Annotated in this window: 15 protein-coding genes; 6 read left to right on the top strand and 9 right to left on the bottom strand. The window is 73.4% G+C overall.

What is annotated here, in order from left to right; all coding sequences use genetic code 11:
- Window positions 1-17: 17 nt before the first annotated feature.
- Window positions 18-1,385, bottom strand: coding sequence for a dipeptidase (locus tag KPF22_RS26065; RefSeq protein WP_224403548.1), 1,368 nt, complete (start codon window positions 1,383-1,385; stop codon window positions 18-20).
- Window positions 1,386-1,475: 90 nt separating this feature from the next.
- Here KPF22_RS26065 and KPF22_RS26060 point away from each other — a divergent pair, with 90 nt between their 5' ends.
- A complete protein-coding gene (locus KPF22_RS26060; RefSeq protein ID WP_224403547.1) occupies window positions 1,476-3,158 on the top strand; it encodes a fatty acyl-AMP ligase in 1,683 nt (560 codons plus the stop codon).
- 60 nt (window positions 3,159-3,218) lie between these two features.
- Here KPF22_RS26060 and pth read toward each other — a convergent pair whose 3' ends face one another.
- From pth to KPF22_RS26035, 5 genes are all read right to left on the bottom strand, one after another.
- Window positions 3,219-3,812, bottom strand: a complete 594-nt coding sequence (gene pth / locus KPF22_RS26055; RefSeq protein WP_208818768.1) for an aminoacyl-tRNA hydrolase — start codon at window positions 3,810-3,812, stop codon at window positions 3,219-3,221.
- The gene (locus tag KPF22_RS26050) at window positions 3,809-4,507 is read right to left on the bottom strand and encodes a 50S ribosomal protein L25/general stress protein Ctc (protein ID WP_208818769.1); all 699 of its coding nucleotides are present in this window, start codon (window positions 4,505-4,507) and stop codon (window positions 3,809-3,811) included. Before KPF22_RS26050 ends, pth begins: the two co-directional genes overlap by 4 nt.
- 185 nt (window positions 4,508-4,692) lie before the next feature.
- Window positions 4,693-5,946, bottom strand: coding sequence for a formamidase (gene fmdA, locus KPF22_RS26045; RefSeq protein WP_178374498.1), 1,254 nt, complete (start codon window positions 5,944-5,946; stop codon window positions 4,693-4,695).
- Window positions 5,947-6,023: 77 nt separating this feature from the next.
- The gene (locus tag KPF22_RS26040) at window positions 6,024-6,308 is read right to left on the bottom strand and encodes a zinc ribbon domain-containing protein (RefSeq protein WP_208818771.1); all 285 of its coding nucleotides are present in this window, start codon (window positions 6,306-6,308) and stop codon (window positions 6,024-6,026) included.
- A 97-nt stretch (window positions 6,309-6,405) separates the two neighbouring features.
- Window positions 6,406-7,503 (bottom strand): substrate-binding domain-containing protein, encoded by a 1,098-nt coding sequence (locus KPF22_RS26035; RefSeq protein ID WP_224403546.1) that lies wholly within the window; start codon window positions 7,501-7,503, stop codon window positions 6,406-6,408.
- Between the two features lie 72 nt (window positions 7,504-7,575).
- On the opposite strand from KPF22_RS26035, the gene KPF22_RS26030 reads away from it, so the two are divergent.
- Both KPF22_RS26030 and KPF22_RS26025 read left to right on the top strand, forming a co-directional pair.
- Window positions 7,576-8,061 carry a MarR family transcriptional regulator gene (locus KPF22_RS26030; RefSeq protein ID WP_208818773.1) on the top strand — a complete coding sequence of 162 codons (486 nt, stop codon included), beginning with the start codon at window positions 7,576-7,578 and terminating at the stop codon, window positions 8,059-8,061.
- A 444-nt stretch (window positions 8,062-8,505) separates the two neighbouring features.
- Entirely contained in the window at window positions 8,506-8,919 is a 414-nt protein-coding gene (locus KPF22_RS26025) for a hypothetical protein (RefSeq protein WP_224403545.1), read from the top strand.
- A gap of 162 nt (window positions 8,920-9,081) precedes the next feature.
- Here KPF22_RS26025 and KPF22_RS26020 read toward each other — a convergent pair whose 3' ends face one another.
- A complete protein-coding gene (locus KPF22_RS26020; protein ID WP_208818775.1) occupies window positions 9,082-10,062 on the bottom strand; it encodes a ribose-phosphate diphosphokinase in 981 nt (326 codons plus the stop codon).
- Window positions 10,059-11,543 carry a bifunctional UDP-N-acetylglucosamine diphosphorylase/glucosamine-1-phosphate N-acetyltransferase GlmU gene (gene glmU, locus KPF22_RS26015; protein WP_374107539.1) on the bottom strand — a complete coding sequence of 495 codons (1,485 nt, stop codon included), beginning with the start codon at window positions 11,541-11,543 and terminating at the stop codon, window positions 10,059-10,061. Before glmU ends, KPF22_RS26020 begins: the two co-directional genes overlap by 4 nt.
- Window positions 11,544-11,884: 341 nt before the next feature.
- On the opposite strand from glmU, the gene KPF22_RS26010 reads away from it, so the two are divergent.
- Complete coding sequence (locus KPF22_RS26010) at window positions 11,885-12,406, top strand: L,D-transpeptidase (RefSeq protein ID WP_224403543.1); 522 nt, start codon at window positions 11,885-11,887, stop codon at window positions 12,404-12,406.
- A gap of 102 nt (window positions 12,407-12,508) precedes the next feature.
- Window positions 12,509-12,952, top strand: coding sequence for an OsmC family peroxiredoxin (locus KPF22_RS26005; protein WP_224403542.1), 444 nt, complete (start codon window positions 12,509-12,511; stop codon window positions 12,950-12,952).
- Between the two features lie 60 nt (window positions 12,953-13,012).
- Here the strand turns inward: KPF22_RS26005 and KPF22_RS33345 are convergent, their stop codons facing one another.
- Window positions 13,013-13,972 carry a Dyp-type peroxidase gene (locus KPF22_RS33345; RefSeq protein WP_224403541.1) on the bottom strand — a complete coding sequence of 320 codons (960 nt, stop codon included), beginning with the start codon at window positions 13,970-13,972 and terminating at the stop codon, window positions 13,013-13,015.
- A 39-nt stretch (window positions 13,973-14,011) separates the two neighbouring features.
- On the opposite strand from KPF22_RS33345, the gene KPF22_RS33340 reads away from it, so the two are divergent.
- The gene (locus KPF22_RS33340) at window positions 14,012-14,413 is read left to right on the top strand and encodes a hypothetical protein (protein WP_224403540.1); all 402 of its coding nucleotides are present in this window, start codon (window positions 14,012-14,014) and stop codon (window positions 14,411-14,413) included.
- Window positions 14,414-14,447 lie beyond the last annotated feature (34 nt).

Below are 14,447 nucleotides of genomic sequence, written 5' to 3'. Positions count from 1 at the left end.
CGGACCGGGCGCGGCGCTCAGCCGCGCCCGGCGAGCCGGTCGAGCAGCAGGGCCTCCGCCAGCACCCCGCGCCCGAACATGCCCAGGTGCAGGCTCTCGTCGATGCCGTGCCAGCGGCTGGCCGGATCCCCGACGCCGGTGACCAGCACCGCCGCCCCCGGGAACGTCCGGGCGAACTCGGCGATGAACGGGATGGACCCGCCGATGCCGGTCTCGACCGCGTCGTTGCCGTAGGCGGCGGAGAACGCGGCGCGGGCGTGGTCGTAGACCTCGCCGGCCGACGACAGGCTGAACGGCTCGGCGACGCCGCCGCCCGGGGTCACCGACACGTGCGCGCCCCACGGGACGTTGCCCTCCAGGTGCTCCGCGAGAGCGCGCTGGGCCTCGCGGGCGTCCTGGCCGGGGGCCAGCCGCATGCTGACCATCGCGCGGGCACGGGGGAGCAGCACGTTCGAGGCCTCGGCGACCTTCGGCGCGTCGATCCCCAGCACCGCGACGGCGGGGGCGTGGTTGACCCGGTCCGGGATCGAGCCGGTGCCGAGCAGCTCGACGCCGTCGAGCAGGCCCGCGTCGGAGCGGTAGGTCGCCTCGTCCGGGTCGGGCGCGTCGGAGCTGCCGCGCACCAGGCCGGGGACGGCGACCTCGCCCTTGTCGTCGTGCAGGGTGGCCAGGGTGCGGCACAGCGCGGTCAGCGCGTCCCCGACCGGGCCGCCGTAGACCCCGGAGTGGACCGGGCGCTCCAGCATCGACACCTCGACGACGACGTCGACCAGGCCGCGCAGGCTGGTGGTCAGCGCCGGGACGTCGACGGCCGGGTTGGCGGCGTCGGCGATCACGATGACGTCGGCGGAGAGCTTGTCGCGGTGCTCGGCCAGGAGCGCGGTCAGCGTGGGGGAACCGGACTCCTCCTCGCCCTCGATGAACAGCACGACCCCGACCGGCGGCCGTCCCTCGTAGGCGCGGAGCACGGCGAGGTGGGTCATGACGCCGGCCTTGTCGTCGGCGGCGCCACGGCCGTAGAGCCGCCCGTCGCGCTCGGTCGGGGTGAACGGCGGGCTGGTCCACTCGTCGTCGCCGCCGGTGGGCTGGACGTCGTGGTGGGCGTAGAGCATGACCGTCGGCATGCCCTCGGGTGCGGGCCAGTGCGCGACGACGGCCGGGGCCCCGCCGTCGGCGGAGATGATTTCGACCGAGGCGGCGCCCGCGTCGCGGGCCAGCGTCGCGACGGCGTCCGCGGAGCGGCGGGTGTCCTCGGCGTGTGCCGGGTCGGCCCAGATGCTCGGGATGCGGACCAGCGCCTCGAGGTCCGTGCGCGCGCCCGGGAGGACGGCGTCGACGGCGGCGGAGAGGTCGGCGGGAGCGGGGGCGGTGTGCGGCTCGGCCATGCGCCCGGATGCTACGCCGCGGCGCGTCGCGTACGGCCGGTCGTCGATCGTGCCGCCCCGCACGGGCGGTTCGTCGCTACATTCGGGCCCATGTCCCGATTCCTGGCGACGTTGCTGGAGTCCGCGACCGTTCCCGGCGGGCTCGCCCGTGGGATGACGACGGGGGAGCCGCACGATCCCGTGCGGCGTTCCTGGGCGGAGGTGCACGAGACGGCCCGCGGGATCGCGGACGCCCTGCGACGCCCCGGCGAGGACGGCGGCCCGGCCCTGCCCTTCGGCGGTGCCGTCGGGGTGCTGGCCGGCGAGCCCGCGGCGATCGCCCCCGCCGCGCAGGCGGTGTGGCTGTGCGGCGGCAGCGTGACGATGCTGCACCAGCCGACCCCGCGCACCGACCTCGCCGAGTGGGCCGCCGACACCGTGACCACCCTGGGCATGGTCGACGCCGCGATGGTGCTGCTCGGCCCGCCCTTCGACGCGCTCGCGCCGGTGCTGACCGAGCGGGGCGTCCCGTTCCGGATGCTCGACTCGCTGACCGGCGACCCCGCCGCGTTCGTCGCGGACGCCGCCGTCGCCGACGAGGGCGACACCGCGCTGCTGCAGCTCACGAGCGGTTCGACCGCCGCCCCGAAGGCGGTGCGGATCACCCACGCGAACCTGCACGCCAACATCGGGGCGATGGTGACCGCGTCCGCTCTGGACGTCGCGACCGACCGGATGGTGTCGTGGCTGCCGCTGTTCCACGACATGGGGATGGTCGGGTTCCTGACCGTCCCGATGACGGTCGGGCTGGACCTGGTGACCGTCACCCCCGCGGACTTCCTGGGCCGCCCGCGGCTGTGGGCCGAGCTGATCTCGTCCTACGGCGGCACCGTCACCGCGGCCCCGAACTTCGCCTACGCCGTGCTGGCCCGCCAGCTCGCCCGGGTCGACGACGGCGCGCTCGACCTCTCCTCGCTGCGGCTGGCGCTCAACGGCGCCGAGCCGGTGGACCCGGCGGCCGTCGCGGCGTTCACCGACGCCGGTGCCCGCTTCGGACTGCGACCGGAGTCGGTCCTGTGTGCCTACGGGATGGCGGAGACCGCGCTCGGGGTGTCCTTCGCGCCCGTCCACACCGGGCTGACGGTGGACCGGGTCGACGCCGAGTCCCTGGAGACGCACCGGCGCGCCGAACCCGCGGGCACCGGTCCGGTGCGGGAGTTCCCCGAGCTCGGACCGCCGCTGCCCGGGATCGAGGTGAAGGTCGTCGGCAGCGGCGGTCGCGTGCTGGGCCCCCGGGAGGTCGGGGTGCTGCACCTGCGCGGCGACGCCGTGACGCCCGGCTACCTCACCGTCGACGGCCCGGTGTCCACCCAGGACCGCGACGGCTGGTTCGACACCGGCGACGAGGGCTACCTGACCCCCGACGGCGCCGTCGTGGTGTGCGGCCGCACCAAGGACGTGATCATCATGGGTGGGCGCAACATCTACCCGACCGACATCGAGCGGGCCGCCGGTGCGGTCGAGGGCGTGCGCGCGGGCAACGTCGTCGCGGTCCGGATCCCGGCAGGTGACGGGCGGCACCGGGAGTCGTTCGCCGTCGCCGTCGAGGCGAAGGGGGCCGACGGCCCCGAGGCGGTGCGTGCCATCCGCGACGACGTGATCCGCCGCGTCGTCTCCGCGGTGGGGGTGCGACCGGCCGAGGTCGCGGTGCTGGCCCCGGGGAGCCTGCCGAAGACGCCGTCGGGGAAGCTGCGCCGCGCCGCGACGGCGGACCTGCTCACCGCCCGTCGCTGACCCGGACGCACGGGAGCCCCGGTCCCTGCGGAGGGACCGGGGCTCCCGTGGAGGACGGGCTCAGCCCGACAGCGGGTGGAACCGGTTCTGCGCCGACTCCAGGCCCTCGGACAACAGGGCCTCGGCGGCGTCCGCGGCGAGGTCCAGACCGAGGTCCAGCTCCTTGTTCTCCACGCCGGAGAACCGCTTGAGCACGTAGTCCGCCGGATCCTGACGACCCGGCGGCCGGCCGATGCCGAACCGCACGCGCAGGTAGTCCTTCGTGCCGAGCGCCTTGCTGATCGAGCGCAGGCCGTTGTGCCCACCCTCGCCACCACCGCGCTTGAGGCGGACCACGCCGAAGTCGAGGTCCAGCTCGTCGTGGACGACGATCACCTCGGTCGGCGGGATCGAGAAGTACTGCACGAGCCCGGCGACCGGGCCGCCCGAGAGGTTCATGTACGTCCTGGGGACGGCCACGGTCACCGGGCGACCGGCGAGCCGGCCCTGCGCGATGTCGGAGTTCGACCGCTTGTGCGCGGAGAACCGGCCGGCGCCGGCCCGCGCCGCCAGCAGTGCGGCGACGCGGGTACCGACGTTGTGCCGGGTGCCCTCGTAGTCCGGCCCCGGGTTCCCGAGTCCGACGACGAGGGCCGGCCCCGGCACGGGGCTCACTTGTCGGAGGACTCGGAGTCGGCCTCGGAGTCCGCGGAACCCTCGGCGGAGTCGCCCTCGGCCTCGGCGTCGGCGGCCTGCTCCTCGTCGGACGGCTCCTCGACCACACCGGCGCCCTCGGCGTCGATCTCGGCCTCGAGGTCCTCCTCGGTCGGGGCCGGGACGACCTGCACGACGAGGTACTCCTCGTCGGTGCGCAGCTCGACACCACCGGGGAGCTTCAGGTCCTTGGCGAAGTACTGGGTGCCGATCTCGGCGTCCTCCACGGAGATCTCGATGTTCTCCGGGATGTTCAGCACGTCGGCCTCGACCAGGACGGTGTTGAGGTCCTGGGTGACCAGCGAGCCGGGGACGGCCTCGCCGGTGACGACGACGTCGAGCTCGACCTCGACCTTCTCGCCACGCTTGATGACGAGCAGGTCGACGTGCTCGATGTAGGGGCGCAGCGGGTGCACGACCACGGTCTTGGTCAGCGCGAGCTGCGGGCTGCTGCCGTCGACGTCGAGCTCCAGCACGGCGTTGCGGCCCTGCTCGCGGACGACCGCGGCGAACTGCAGCGACGGCAGCGACAGGTGGACGGGGTCGGTCCCGTGGCCGTAGAGGACGGCGGGGATCTTGCCGGCGCGACGGGTGCGGCGGGCGGCGCCCTTGCCGAACTCGGTCCGGGTCTCGGCGGGAATGCGGGTCTGGGCCACGGGAACTGCTCCTCGAACTGTCTGCGGTGGAAGGCGCGCGCGGCGAGGAGCCGACCGGGATCGGCCCACGTCGATCACGGCGGGTCAAGAGTGCACCCGCCCTCGCCGCGGAGATGCCGAGAAGAGTACGCCAGGCCCGTGGCCGTCCCGGGGCCAGCCCCCGGGACGGCCACGGACCCCGCTGGTCAGGCCGCCGAGTGCGGGACGCCCTGGCCCGGGTCGATGCGGTGCGGGCCGTTCTTGCCGGGCTTGACGTCGAAGTCGAAGATCCCGGTCGGCAGGTAGACCGTCGAGCACGAGTTCGGGATGTCGACCACGCCGGACAGCCTGCCCTCGATCGGCGCCGCCCCGAGGATCATGTAGGCCTGGATCGGGGAGTAGCCGAAGTTTGTCAGGTAGTCGATCGCGTGCAGACAGGCCCGCTGGTACGACAGGTGCGAGTCGAGGTAGCGCTGCTCGCCGTCGAGGGTGACCGAGGTGCCGGAGAACGCGATCCACTCGCTGTACTGCGGGTCGGTGTTGCCCGGCACGAAGATCGCGTTCTCGGAGACGCCGTAGGTCGCCATGCCGCCCTTGATGACGTCGACGTGCAGGTCGATGAACCCGCCCATCTCGATCGCGCCGCAGAAGGTGATCTCGCCGTCGCCCTGGGAGAAGTGCAGGTCGCCCATCGACAGGTTCGCGCCGTCGACGAACACCGGGTAGAAGACCCGGCTGCCCTTGGTGAGGTTCTTGATGTCCTGGTTGCCGCCGTTCTCCCGGGGCGGTGCGGTGCGCGCGGCCTCCGCGGCGGCCCGGTCGAAGTCGGCGCCGGTCAGCGAGCCGAGGATCGCCGAGTCCGGGTTCGGCGGCAGGGCCAGCGGCGGCACCCGCTCCGGGTCGGTGTCGATCAGCGCCTGCTCTCGGGCGTTCCAGCGGCCGAGCAGCTCGGGCGACGGCGCCGTCCCCATCAGCCCGGGGTGGACGATCCCGGTGAACGACACCCCCGGGACGTGCCGGGAGGTGGCCGTCCCGCCCTGGAAGTCCCAGATGACCTTGTAGGCGTCGGGGAACTGCTCGGTGAGGAAGCCGCCGCCGTTGCGGGTGGCGAACACACCGGTGTAGCCCCAGCCCTGCCCGGCCAGCGGCCCGGAGTCCTCCTGCGGGATCGGCCCGACGTCGAGGATGTCGACGATCAGCAGGTCACCCGGCTGCGCCCCTTCGACGGCGATCGGCCCGGACAGGACGTGCACCCCGGCGAGCGGTGCGTTCAGGATGTCGTCGGCGGAGTCGTCGTTGTGGATGGCGCCGTCGAACCACTCGCGGCAGTCGACCCGGAACGTGTCCCCGGGCTTGACGTGTACCTGCGCCGGGATGTCGGGGTGCCACCGGTTGTGGCCGGTCAGCTGCTGGTCGGTGAAGGTCTTGGTGCTGTCGAGGGGGAAGACGTTCCTGGGCATCGGACACTCCCGGGGTCGGTGCGGACGCGGGCGGGGCGGACGGGGTGCAGCGGTCGGCGCGGGGCGGCGCGACGCGGTCAGGGCCGCGGCAGACCGCGGGTGGCGGGGTGCAGCGGCGGCCCGCCGGGGCGCAGCGGACGCGGCGGTGGGGCGGAGACGACCTGCGGTTCGTGGGCGGTGGCCGTGGTGCGGTCGATCAGGGCCATCCGGCCGCGGTCGGCGAGGCCGAGCATCGGTGCGGTGATGACGCGCGGGGACTGTTCCCCGCAGGTGGGGCAGCGCACCGTCGCGGGGGCGCTGCCGATCGGGTGCCGTTCCTCGACGGGTCCGTCGGCCCCGCACCGGTAGACGTAGAGCGCCACGGTCGTACCTCCCGGCACGCCGGGCGGCCCGACATGCATCCGAGGAAATATTTTCCTGGGAAAGTACGACCGACGGGCCGGGGTGTCAACGCACCCGTCAGAGTTGCTGGACGACGTCCCAGGTCACCCCGTCGGCGACGGCGAGGAACACCTGCTGGCGCAGGTGCCGCCCGTGCACCTCGACGGTTCCGCGCGGGCTCTCGTAGGCCAGCCCCTCGGCCACCGCGGTCATCGCCGGGACCTCCGGCGACCCGGCCCGGCGCATGAGCTCGGTCAGCAGCCGGACGCCCTCGTAGCAGGACTCGCCGAGACTGTTGAGCACCGGCGCGTCCGGGCCGAAGCGGTGGGCGTGCGCCGCCGCGAAGTCCAGCCCTGACGCGGTCGCCAGGTCCTCGAAGTAGCCGGCCGAGGTGAGCAGGCCGCGGGTGTTCTCCGGCCCCGAGGCGAGCAGCACGTTCTCCTCGATCAGCGAGCTGAACCGCAGGATCTCCCGGTCCAGCCCGAGGGCGCAGAACGCCCGGTTGAACTCGACGGCGTCGTTGCCGATCAGCAGCATCAGGACGGCGTCGCAACCGCTCGCCTCGACCCGGCGCAGCACGCGCGAGAAGTCCTCGGTGCCCAGCGGGACGTACATCTCGTCGCAGACCGTCCCGCCGATCCGGCGCAGGTGCTCGGCCGCGACCTGCGCGGACCGGCGCGGCCACACGTAGTCGTCGCCGACGATCGTCCAGCGGCGCACCCCGGCGGCCTCGGCGAACCAGCTCAGCGACGGGCCCAGCTGCAGGTCCGGGGTCTCCCCGGTCAGGAACAGCCCCGGTCGCTGTTCACCGCCCTCGTACAGGGCGGTGTAGGCGTAGGGCACCCGCCCGCGGATCCGGGGCGCGACGGCCTCGCGGACCGCCGAGATGTGCCAGCCGGTGACCGCGTCCACGGCACCGGCACTGACCAGCGCGTCCAGCTCCGCGGCGACGACCGCGGGTGGCGCGCCGCCGTCGACCGGCACCAGGTTCAGCTCCCGCCCGAGCACCCCGCCCGCGGCGTTGACCTCCTCAGCGGCCAGCGTCGCGCAGGTCTCGCAGGACGGGCCGAAGATGCCCGCCGGACCCTGCAGCGGGACGACCAGCGCCACGTTGAGCACCTCGCTCCCGCGCGCCGGCACCGCCGTCGCGCGCCCGGGGTCCGGGAACGGAGTCATGCAGGTGACGCTATCCATCGTGGCGTCGCCCACCTAGCGCCTCGTCGGAAAACGTCCGGTTACGATGCGGTCATGTCGGAGCCCGCAGAGCACGTGCGACCGTCCGGGGACGAGTCGCTGCGCCTGCTCTGCGCGGTGGGCCGGACCCTGGACCAGGAGCTCGACGAGGCCCTGCGCGGCTGCGGGTCCGACGTCGACCAGTGGCGGGTGCTCGGCCTGCTCGCCTCGCGCGGTGGCTGCACGATGAGCGTGGTCGCCGAGCACGCGCTGCTGCTGGCGCCGCGGGCGACCAAGCTCGTGGACCGGATGACCGCGGCGAACCTCGTGCACCGCAGGCCCGACGTCGTCGACCGGCGCCGGGTGCTCGTCGTCGCCACCGGACGGGGCCGCGCGGCACTCGCGGAGTGGGACGCCGCGGCGGCCGGGGTGCTGGACCGCTACCGGGACCTGCTGGGTTCCGACGCCGCCCTGTTCGACGACGTGCTGCGGCGGCTGCAGGACGCCACCGGGCGGGCCGGGGCGCCGGGTCTGGCCGGGCTCGGCGCCGGCGAGAGCTGAACAAGACGATCTCCGCAGGTGATCGCGGGCGCGACGCCGGTGTCGGACGCAGATCCACAGGATTGGGGATCTTCGTAGCGAAGGCTCAGCATTCGGGGCCCGAGGCGCGAGACACGGTGCATGAACCCGCCGCCGAACTCCGCTCCGCCCTCGAACGCGCCGGTCGTAGGGCCGCACGCCGGTCCGCCGCCGGGATGGGGACCGGGCCACCACGGGTCACCGCGGCAGCACTGGGGGCCTGCTGGTCCGGTCTGGAGCCTGCCGCCCACGCCACCGGCTCCCGCAGCCCCGACCCGCCGCTCCAGCTGGTGGTGGATCGTCGCCGCGCTGCTCGTCGGTGCGCTCATCGCCGCATCGGTCACATGGGTGATCGCGCGATCCGCGACGACGGGGGCGAGCACATCCACGACGGGTGCCGCGCCCTCGTCTGCCTCCACGCCAGCCGTGAGCACGGCGTCCTCGACGGATCAGCAGGTCTGCGGAGACCTCGAGCGCGTGGGCGGGGCCTTCTACAACGGCTACTACAAGCAGTTGATGCTGTCCGGCGGGCACGCGGACGCGGTCCCGATCCAGCTGGCTGCACAGGTATCGGTCCTGACGACGATCGGCGCACCGGACGGTGAGATCGACGGGGCGACGGCCATCGCCGGAGCGTCTCAGGCCGTGGGGTCGGCGATGACCGGGATGGTGCGGGATGCCGCGATCATCGGGAAGGGCGCGGCGAACAGCAGCGTCAGCGGCGTGGACCACATCCCGGACATGACCTCGTTGCTGACCGCGTTCACCACAGCCACGGTCGAATGTTCCAAGGCCGGCTACCAGCCCAGCTGGTTCGACCCGAGCGAACTGACCGGCTGACCGTGAGGCGGTGGGTGACTCGCCCCCGCTGCTGCCGGCAGCACGGGTTCAAGGCTCCGAGATCCGCGGCTCGCAACGAGATCGGGCAGCCGGTCCCGGTGACGGACCCTCTGACCTGCCAGCGGTTACCGCCGCAGGTCAGAGGGGGCGTCGTTGAGACGGTCAGGCGTTGCCGTCGAACAGGCTCGTGACCGAGCCGTCCTCGAACACCTGGTGGATCGCCTCGGCCAGCAGCGGGGCGATCGGGAGCACGGTCATGCTGTCGAACCGCTTCTCGGCCGGGATCGGCAGCGAGTCGGTGAAGATGACCTCCGACGCGCCGCAGTTCGCGAGGCGCTCGGTGGCCGGGCCGGACAGAACGCCGTGGGTGGCGGCCACGATCACGTCCGAGGCGCCCTCCTTGAGGAGCACCTCGACCGCCTTCGCGACGGTGCCACCGGTGTCGATCATGTCGTCGATGACGACGCAGCAGCGGCCCTCGATCTCACCGACGACCCGGTTCGCGACGGCCTCGTTAGGCTTGCGCGGGTCGCGGGTCTTGTGGATGAACGCCAGCGGGGTCCCGCCGAGGGTCTCGGCCCAGCGCTCGGCCAGGCGCACCCGGCCGGAGTCGGGGGAGACGACCGCGAAGTTGTCGGACGGCCGGGTGCTCTTGATGTGCTGGGCGAGCACCGGGAGCGCGAACAGGTGGTCGACGGGGCCGTCGAAGAAGCCCTGGATCTGCGAGGTGTGCAGGTCCACGGTCAGGATCCGGTCGGCACCGGCGGTCTTGAACATGTCCGCGACGAGGCGGGCCGAGATGGGCTCGCGGCCGCGGTGCTTCTTGTCCTGACGGGCGTAGCCCCAGAACGGCATGACCGCGGTGATCCGCTTGGCCGACCCGCGCTTGAGCGCGTCGACCATGATCAGCTGTTCCATGATCGCGTCGTTGATCGGGGCGGAGTGCGCCTGGATCACGAACGCGTCGCTCCCGCGGACCGACTCCTCGAAGCGGCAGAAGATCTCACCGTTCGCGAAGGAGTAGGCGGACTGCGGGGTGACCGTGACGTCGAGCTCCTTCGCCACGTGCTCGGCGAGCTCCGGGTGCGCCCTCCCCGAGAACAGCATCATGTTCTTCTTGGGAGTGCCTGCGATCGCGCTCACCGTGCGGTGCCTCCTCGGCTGAGGTCTCTCGGGTCCGTCGTACCGGCGGAGGTGGTGTGACCTGCGCCGTCGTTGCTGGTCGTGCCGTTCGTGGACGGGTCGCTGCCCGCCCGCTGTGCCGCCTCGGCGGCGGGGGTGCCGGGCCGCTTGCGCGGCACCCACCCCTCGATGGTGCGCTGTGCTCCACCCGACACCGCGAGCGCCCCCGGCGGGACGTCGTCGCGGAGCACGGTCCCGGCGCCGGTGTAGGCGCCGTCCCCGACCGTGACCGGGGCGATGAACATGGTGTCCGACCCGGTCTTCACGTGGGATCCGACGACGGTCCGCTGCTTGCGGACGCCGTCGTAGTTGACGAACACCGACGAGGCGCCGATGTTGCTCATCTCGCCGATCGTCGCGTCCCCGACGTAGGTCAGGTGCGGGACCTTCGTGCCCGCGCCGATGTCGGAGTTCTTGACCTCGACGAACGTGCCGATCTTGCCGCGCTCGCCGAGGACGGCGCCCGGGCGCAGGTAGGCGAACGGCCCGACCGAGGCGCCGGGCCCGATCCGGGACTCCGACCCGTGGGTGCGGACGACGCTCGCGCCGGCCCCGACGACGGTGTCGGTCAGCGTGGTGTCGGGCCCGATCACCGCGGCCTCGTCGACCTCGCACGCGCCGTGCAGCTGGGTGCCCGGGTGCAGGACGACGTCGCGCGCGAGCCGCACGTCGACGTCGACCCGGGTGGTGGCGGGGTCGACCACGGTGACCCCGGCCAGCATCCACTCCCGCAGCACGCGGCGGTTCAGCTCCGCGCCGAGCTCGGCGAGCTGGACGCGGTCGTTCACGCCGCGCACGCGCCACTCGTCGTCGCAGCGGACGGCGTGCACCGTCCGGTCCGCGGCGACGGCGGCGGCGACCAGGTCGGTGAGGTAGAGCTCCTGCTGCGCGTTGTGCGCGGCCAGGCCCGCGATGCCCGCGCGCAGGAACGCGGCGTCGAAGGCGTAGACGCCGGAGTTGACCTCCGCGATGGCACGCTGCTCCGCTGTCGCATCGGTCTGCTCGACGATCCCGGTGACGGCTCCGTCGGCGGTGCGCACGATCCGGCCGTAGCCGGTGGGGTCGGCGACCTCGCAGGTCAGCAGGGTGACCGCGGCGCCGTGGTCGGCGTGCTCGGTGACCAGAGCGGACAGGGTCGCGGTGTCGAGCAGCGGGACGTCGCCGTAGGTGACCAGGACGGTGCCGGTCAGGTCCGCGGGGAGCGGGGTGAGGCCGCTGCGGACCGCGTCGCCGGTGCCGAGGCGCTGCTCCTGGACGGCGGTGGTGACGGTGCGCCCGAGGGCGGCGGAGATGCCGTCGACGGCCTGCTCCACCCGCTCGCGCTCGTGCCCGACGACGACCACGAGGTGCTCGGGGGCGGTACCGGCCAGTGCGTGCACCGCGTGGCCGAGCATGCTGCGCCCGCCCAGCTCGTGGAGCACCTTCGGCGTCGACGACCGCATCCGTGAACCCGCGCCCGCCGCGAGGACGATGCCGGCTGCGACCGTCGCGGTTCCGGGTGCCGGTCGGTCACCGGTGCCGGCCCGGTCGGGTTCGGGCATGTTCGGTTCCTCCTGCCGGACTCGCCGCCCGTGCCGGGCGGAGGACGCGGGACGCGCCGTGCCGGTACGGCATCGTACGGGGACGGCCCCGGGTGACCCGGCGGGCCCGTCACGCCCGCGGTGACGCCGCCGTAAACCCAAGATCAACCCTTCGGGTGGTAACCGGTCGGGTACCGGTCTCGTTCTCTCGTTCAGACGACGGTGACCGATCGGTCACCGTCCGCGATGATGAGCGGAGTGCGATGACGCGCGAGGTCGAGGGACGCCGTCGGCGGCCCCGGGTGATGACGGTCCTGGCCACGGTGGCGGCCCTGGTGCTGGCCGGGCTGACCGCCGGGATGATCGGGACCGCGTCCGCGGCGCCGACGGAGTCCGACCGGAGCGGTCCGGGCCGCGCCGAGGGGACGCCCTGCTCGGCGGCCGCGCGCGCCTGCGTCGACCTCGCGAACAGCACGGCGTGGCTGATCCGCGACGGGAGGATCGAGGCCGGGCCGGTCCCGGCGTCGTTCGGGAAGAAGGGCCAGCGCACCCCGGCCGGCGTCTTCCAGGTCCAGTGGAAGAACAAGGACCACCGCAGCGCGGAGTTCAACAACGCACCGATGCCGTTCGCGGTCTTCTTCGCCCCCGGCGGCATCGCCTTCCACGAGGGCAACACCGAGACCGAGTCCGCGGGCTGCGTGCGGCTGTCCCGTGCGAACGCCGAGCGCTGGTTCAACTCGCTGCAGGTCGGCGACCGGGTCGAGGTCACCAACGTCCCGCAGTGACCGGAGGCGTTTCGCGGTCCGGGGTGGCGGGAACGGCTGGGGCGGAGAAGACTGCCGAGTGATCGGTTGTGCAAAACCGGTCCCCACGACACGGAGGTAACGATGCCCACGCGCAGCGCCCGCACCGCATGGAACGGCTCTCTGGAGCAGGGATCCGGCCAGGTCGAGCTGTCCAGCTCCAAGGTCGGTACCTACGAGGTCAGCTTCCCCAAGCGCGCCGCGGACGACGCCGGTGGCACCACCAGCCCGGAGGAGCTCATCGCCGCGGCGCACTCCGCCTGCTACGCGATGCAGCTCTCGGCGAACATCGCCGAGGCGGGTGGGACCCCCGAGTCCCTCGACGTCTCGGCCGACGTCTCCCTCGGCCCGGACAAGGACAACGGCGGCTTCAAGCTGACCGGCATCACGCTGACGGTGCGCGGTGAGGTCACCGGAATCGACGCCGACGGCTTCGCCAAGGCCGCGGAGGCCGCCAAGGCCGGCTGCCCCGTGTCGAAGGCGCTGACCGGCGTCGAGATCACGCTGGACGCCGCGCTGGAGAGCTGAGACCCGCACGTCGCGACGCCCCCGACCGGATCCCGGTCGGGGGCGTCGTCGTGTCCGGGGTCAGCCGTCGAGCCCGTCCAGCACCGTCCGCGACGGCACGAAGAACGTGCAGCCCGTCGTCGGGGTCGAGTAGTCGAGGATGCGGTCGTGCAACGGCGGCGGGTCGCCGACGAACATCCGCCGCAGCATCGTCTCGACCACCCACAGGTGCCGGCTGTAGCCGATGAAGTAGGTGCCGTACTCGCCCCGTCCCGGCGCGGCGAACGGCATGTTGTCCCGCAGGATGTCGTGCTCGACGCCGTCGTCGTCGGTGATCGTGCACAGCGTCTTGTGCGACTTCTGGCCCTCCTCGGCGTCCGGCAGCTCCACCCCGTCGAACTTGGTCCGCCCGACGATCTCCTCCTGGGTGGCCACGTCCTGCCCGCGCCAGGCGGCCATGTCGTGCAGGTACCTCTGCACGACGACGTAGCTGCCGCCGGCGTGTGCCGGGTCCTCCTCGCCGACCAGGGTCGCGGCCGGGAGGCCCGCCCCGTCCGGGTTGGCCGTCCCGTCGGCGAAGTCGAGCAGGTCCCGGCCGTGCCGGTAGCGGAAGCCGGCGGTCTCGTCGACGGTGGTGACGGTGTCGCCGAAGGCCTCCAGCAGCATCATCTCGAACCGCACGATCAGGTCCGTGGTGTCCGCCCGCAGGTGGTAGAGCAGGTCCCCCTCGGTGGCCACGGCGGTGTGGCTCGCGCCGGTGATCCCGCGGAACGGTGCGAGCTCGCGCGGCGGCGGCCCGCCGACGACCCGTTCCCACACCCGGTGCCCGATCCCGACGGTGCAGTGGAACGCCGCGCCGTCGGCGCCGATGCGGACGTTCTTGACGAGGTCGGAGGTCGCGGCGAGCGTCGACCGGACCCTGGCGTCGGAGTCCGGCCCGTCGCCCACCCGCAGGACGAGGAAGGCGGCCGCGGCGGTGAGCGGGGCGGTGACGTCCTGGGACTCCGGTGGTGGGACTGCGCGTTCGGTCGCGTGGGTCACGCCGCCGGAGCGTAGCGACCCCGTGGCCACGGTGGGGCCGTGACGACCCCGCCCTCCCGGCACCGCGGCATCGTCCTGTTCGGTCCCGGGGCGGGCGGCGGCCCCGGCCGCTACACCACGCTGACCGGTGCGCTGCGCGACGCGGGCCGGGACGTCCTCGCCCCGCGCGCGGAACGGTTCGCGCCGGGGACCGTGACGCCCGGGCAGCTGCGGACGCGGGTCGGTCTGCTGCACGACGCGCTCGCGGCACACCCCGACCGCGACACACTGCCCGTCGTCGCGGCGGGGCACTCGATCCCCGCTCGCGGCCGTGACGGTGCCGGTCGCGGTGCACGTCGGGGCGTCGGACACGGTGACGCCGCCGCCGTCGACGGAGCTGCTGCGCGCCGCGCCCGGGCCGGTGACGGTCACCGTGCACGAGGGTTCCTCGCCACCCCGTGACCCGGGGCGGGCCCCGGTCCGGACACGACCGTCG

The organism is Pseudonocardia sp. ICBG1034 (assembly GCF_020131375.1).
GTDB lineage: Bacteria > Actinomycetota > Actinomycetes > Mycobacteriales > Pseudonocardiaceae > Pseudonocardia > Pseudonocardia alni.
Note: the sequence above shows the minus strand (reverse complement) of the source record. Positions and strands in the feature narration are given on the sequence as shown.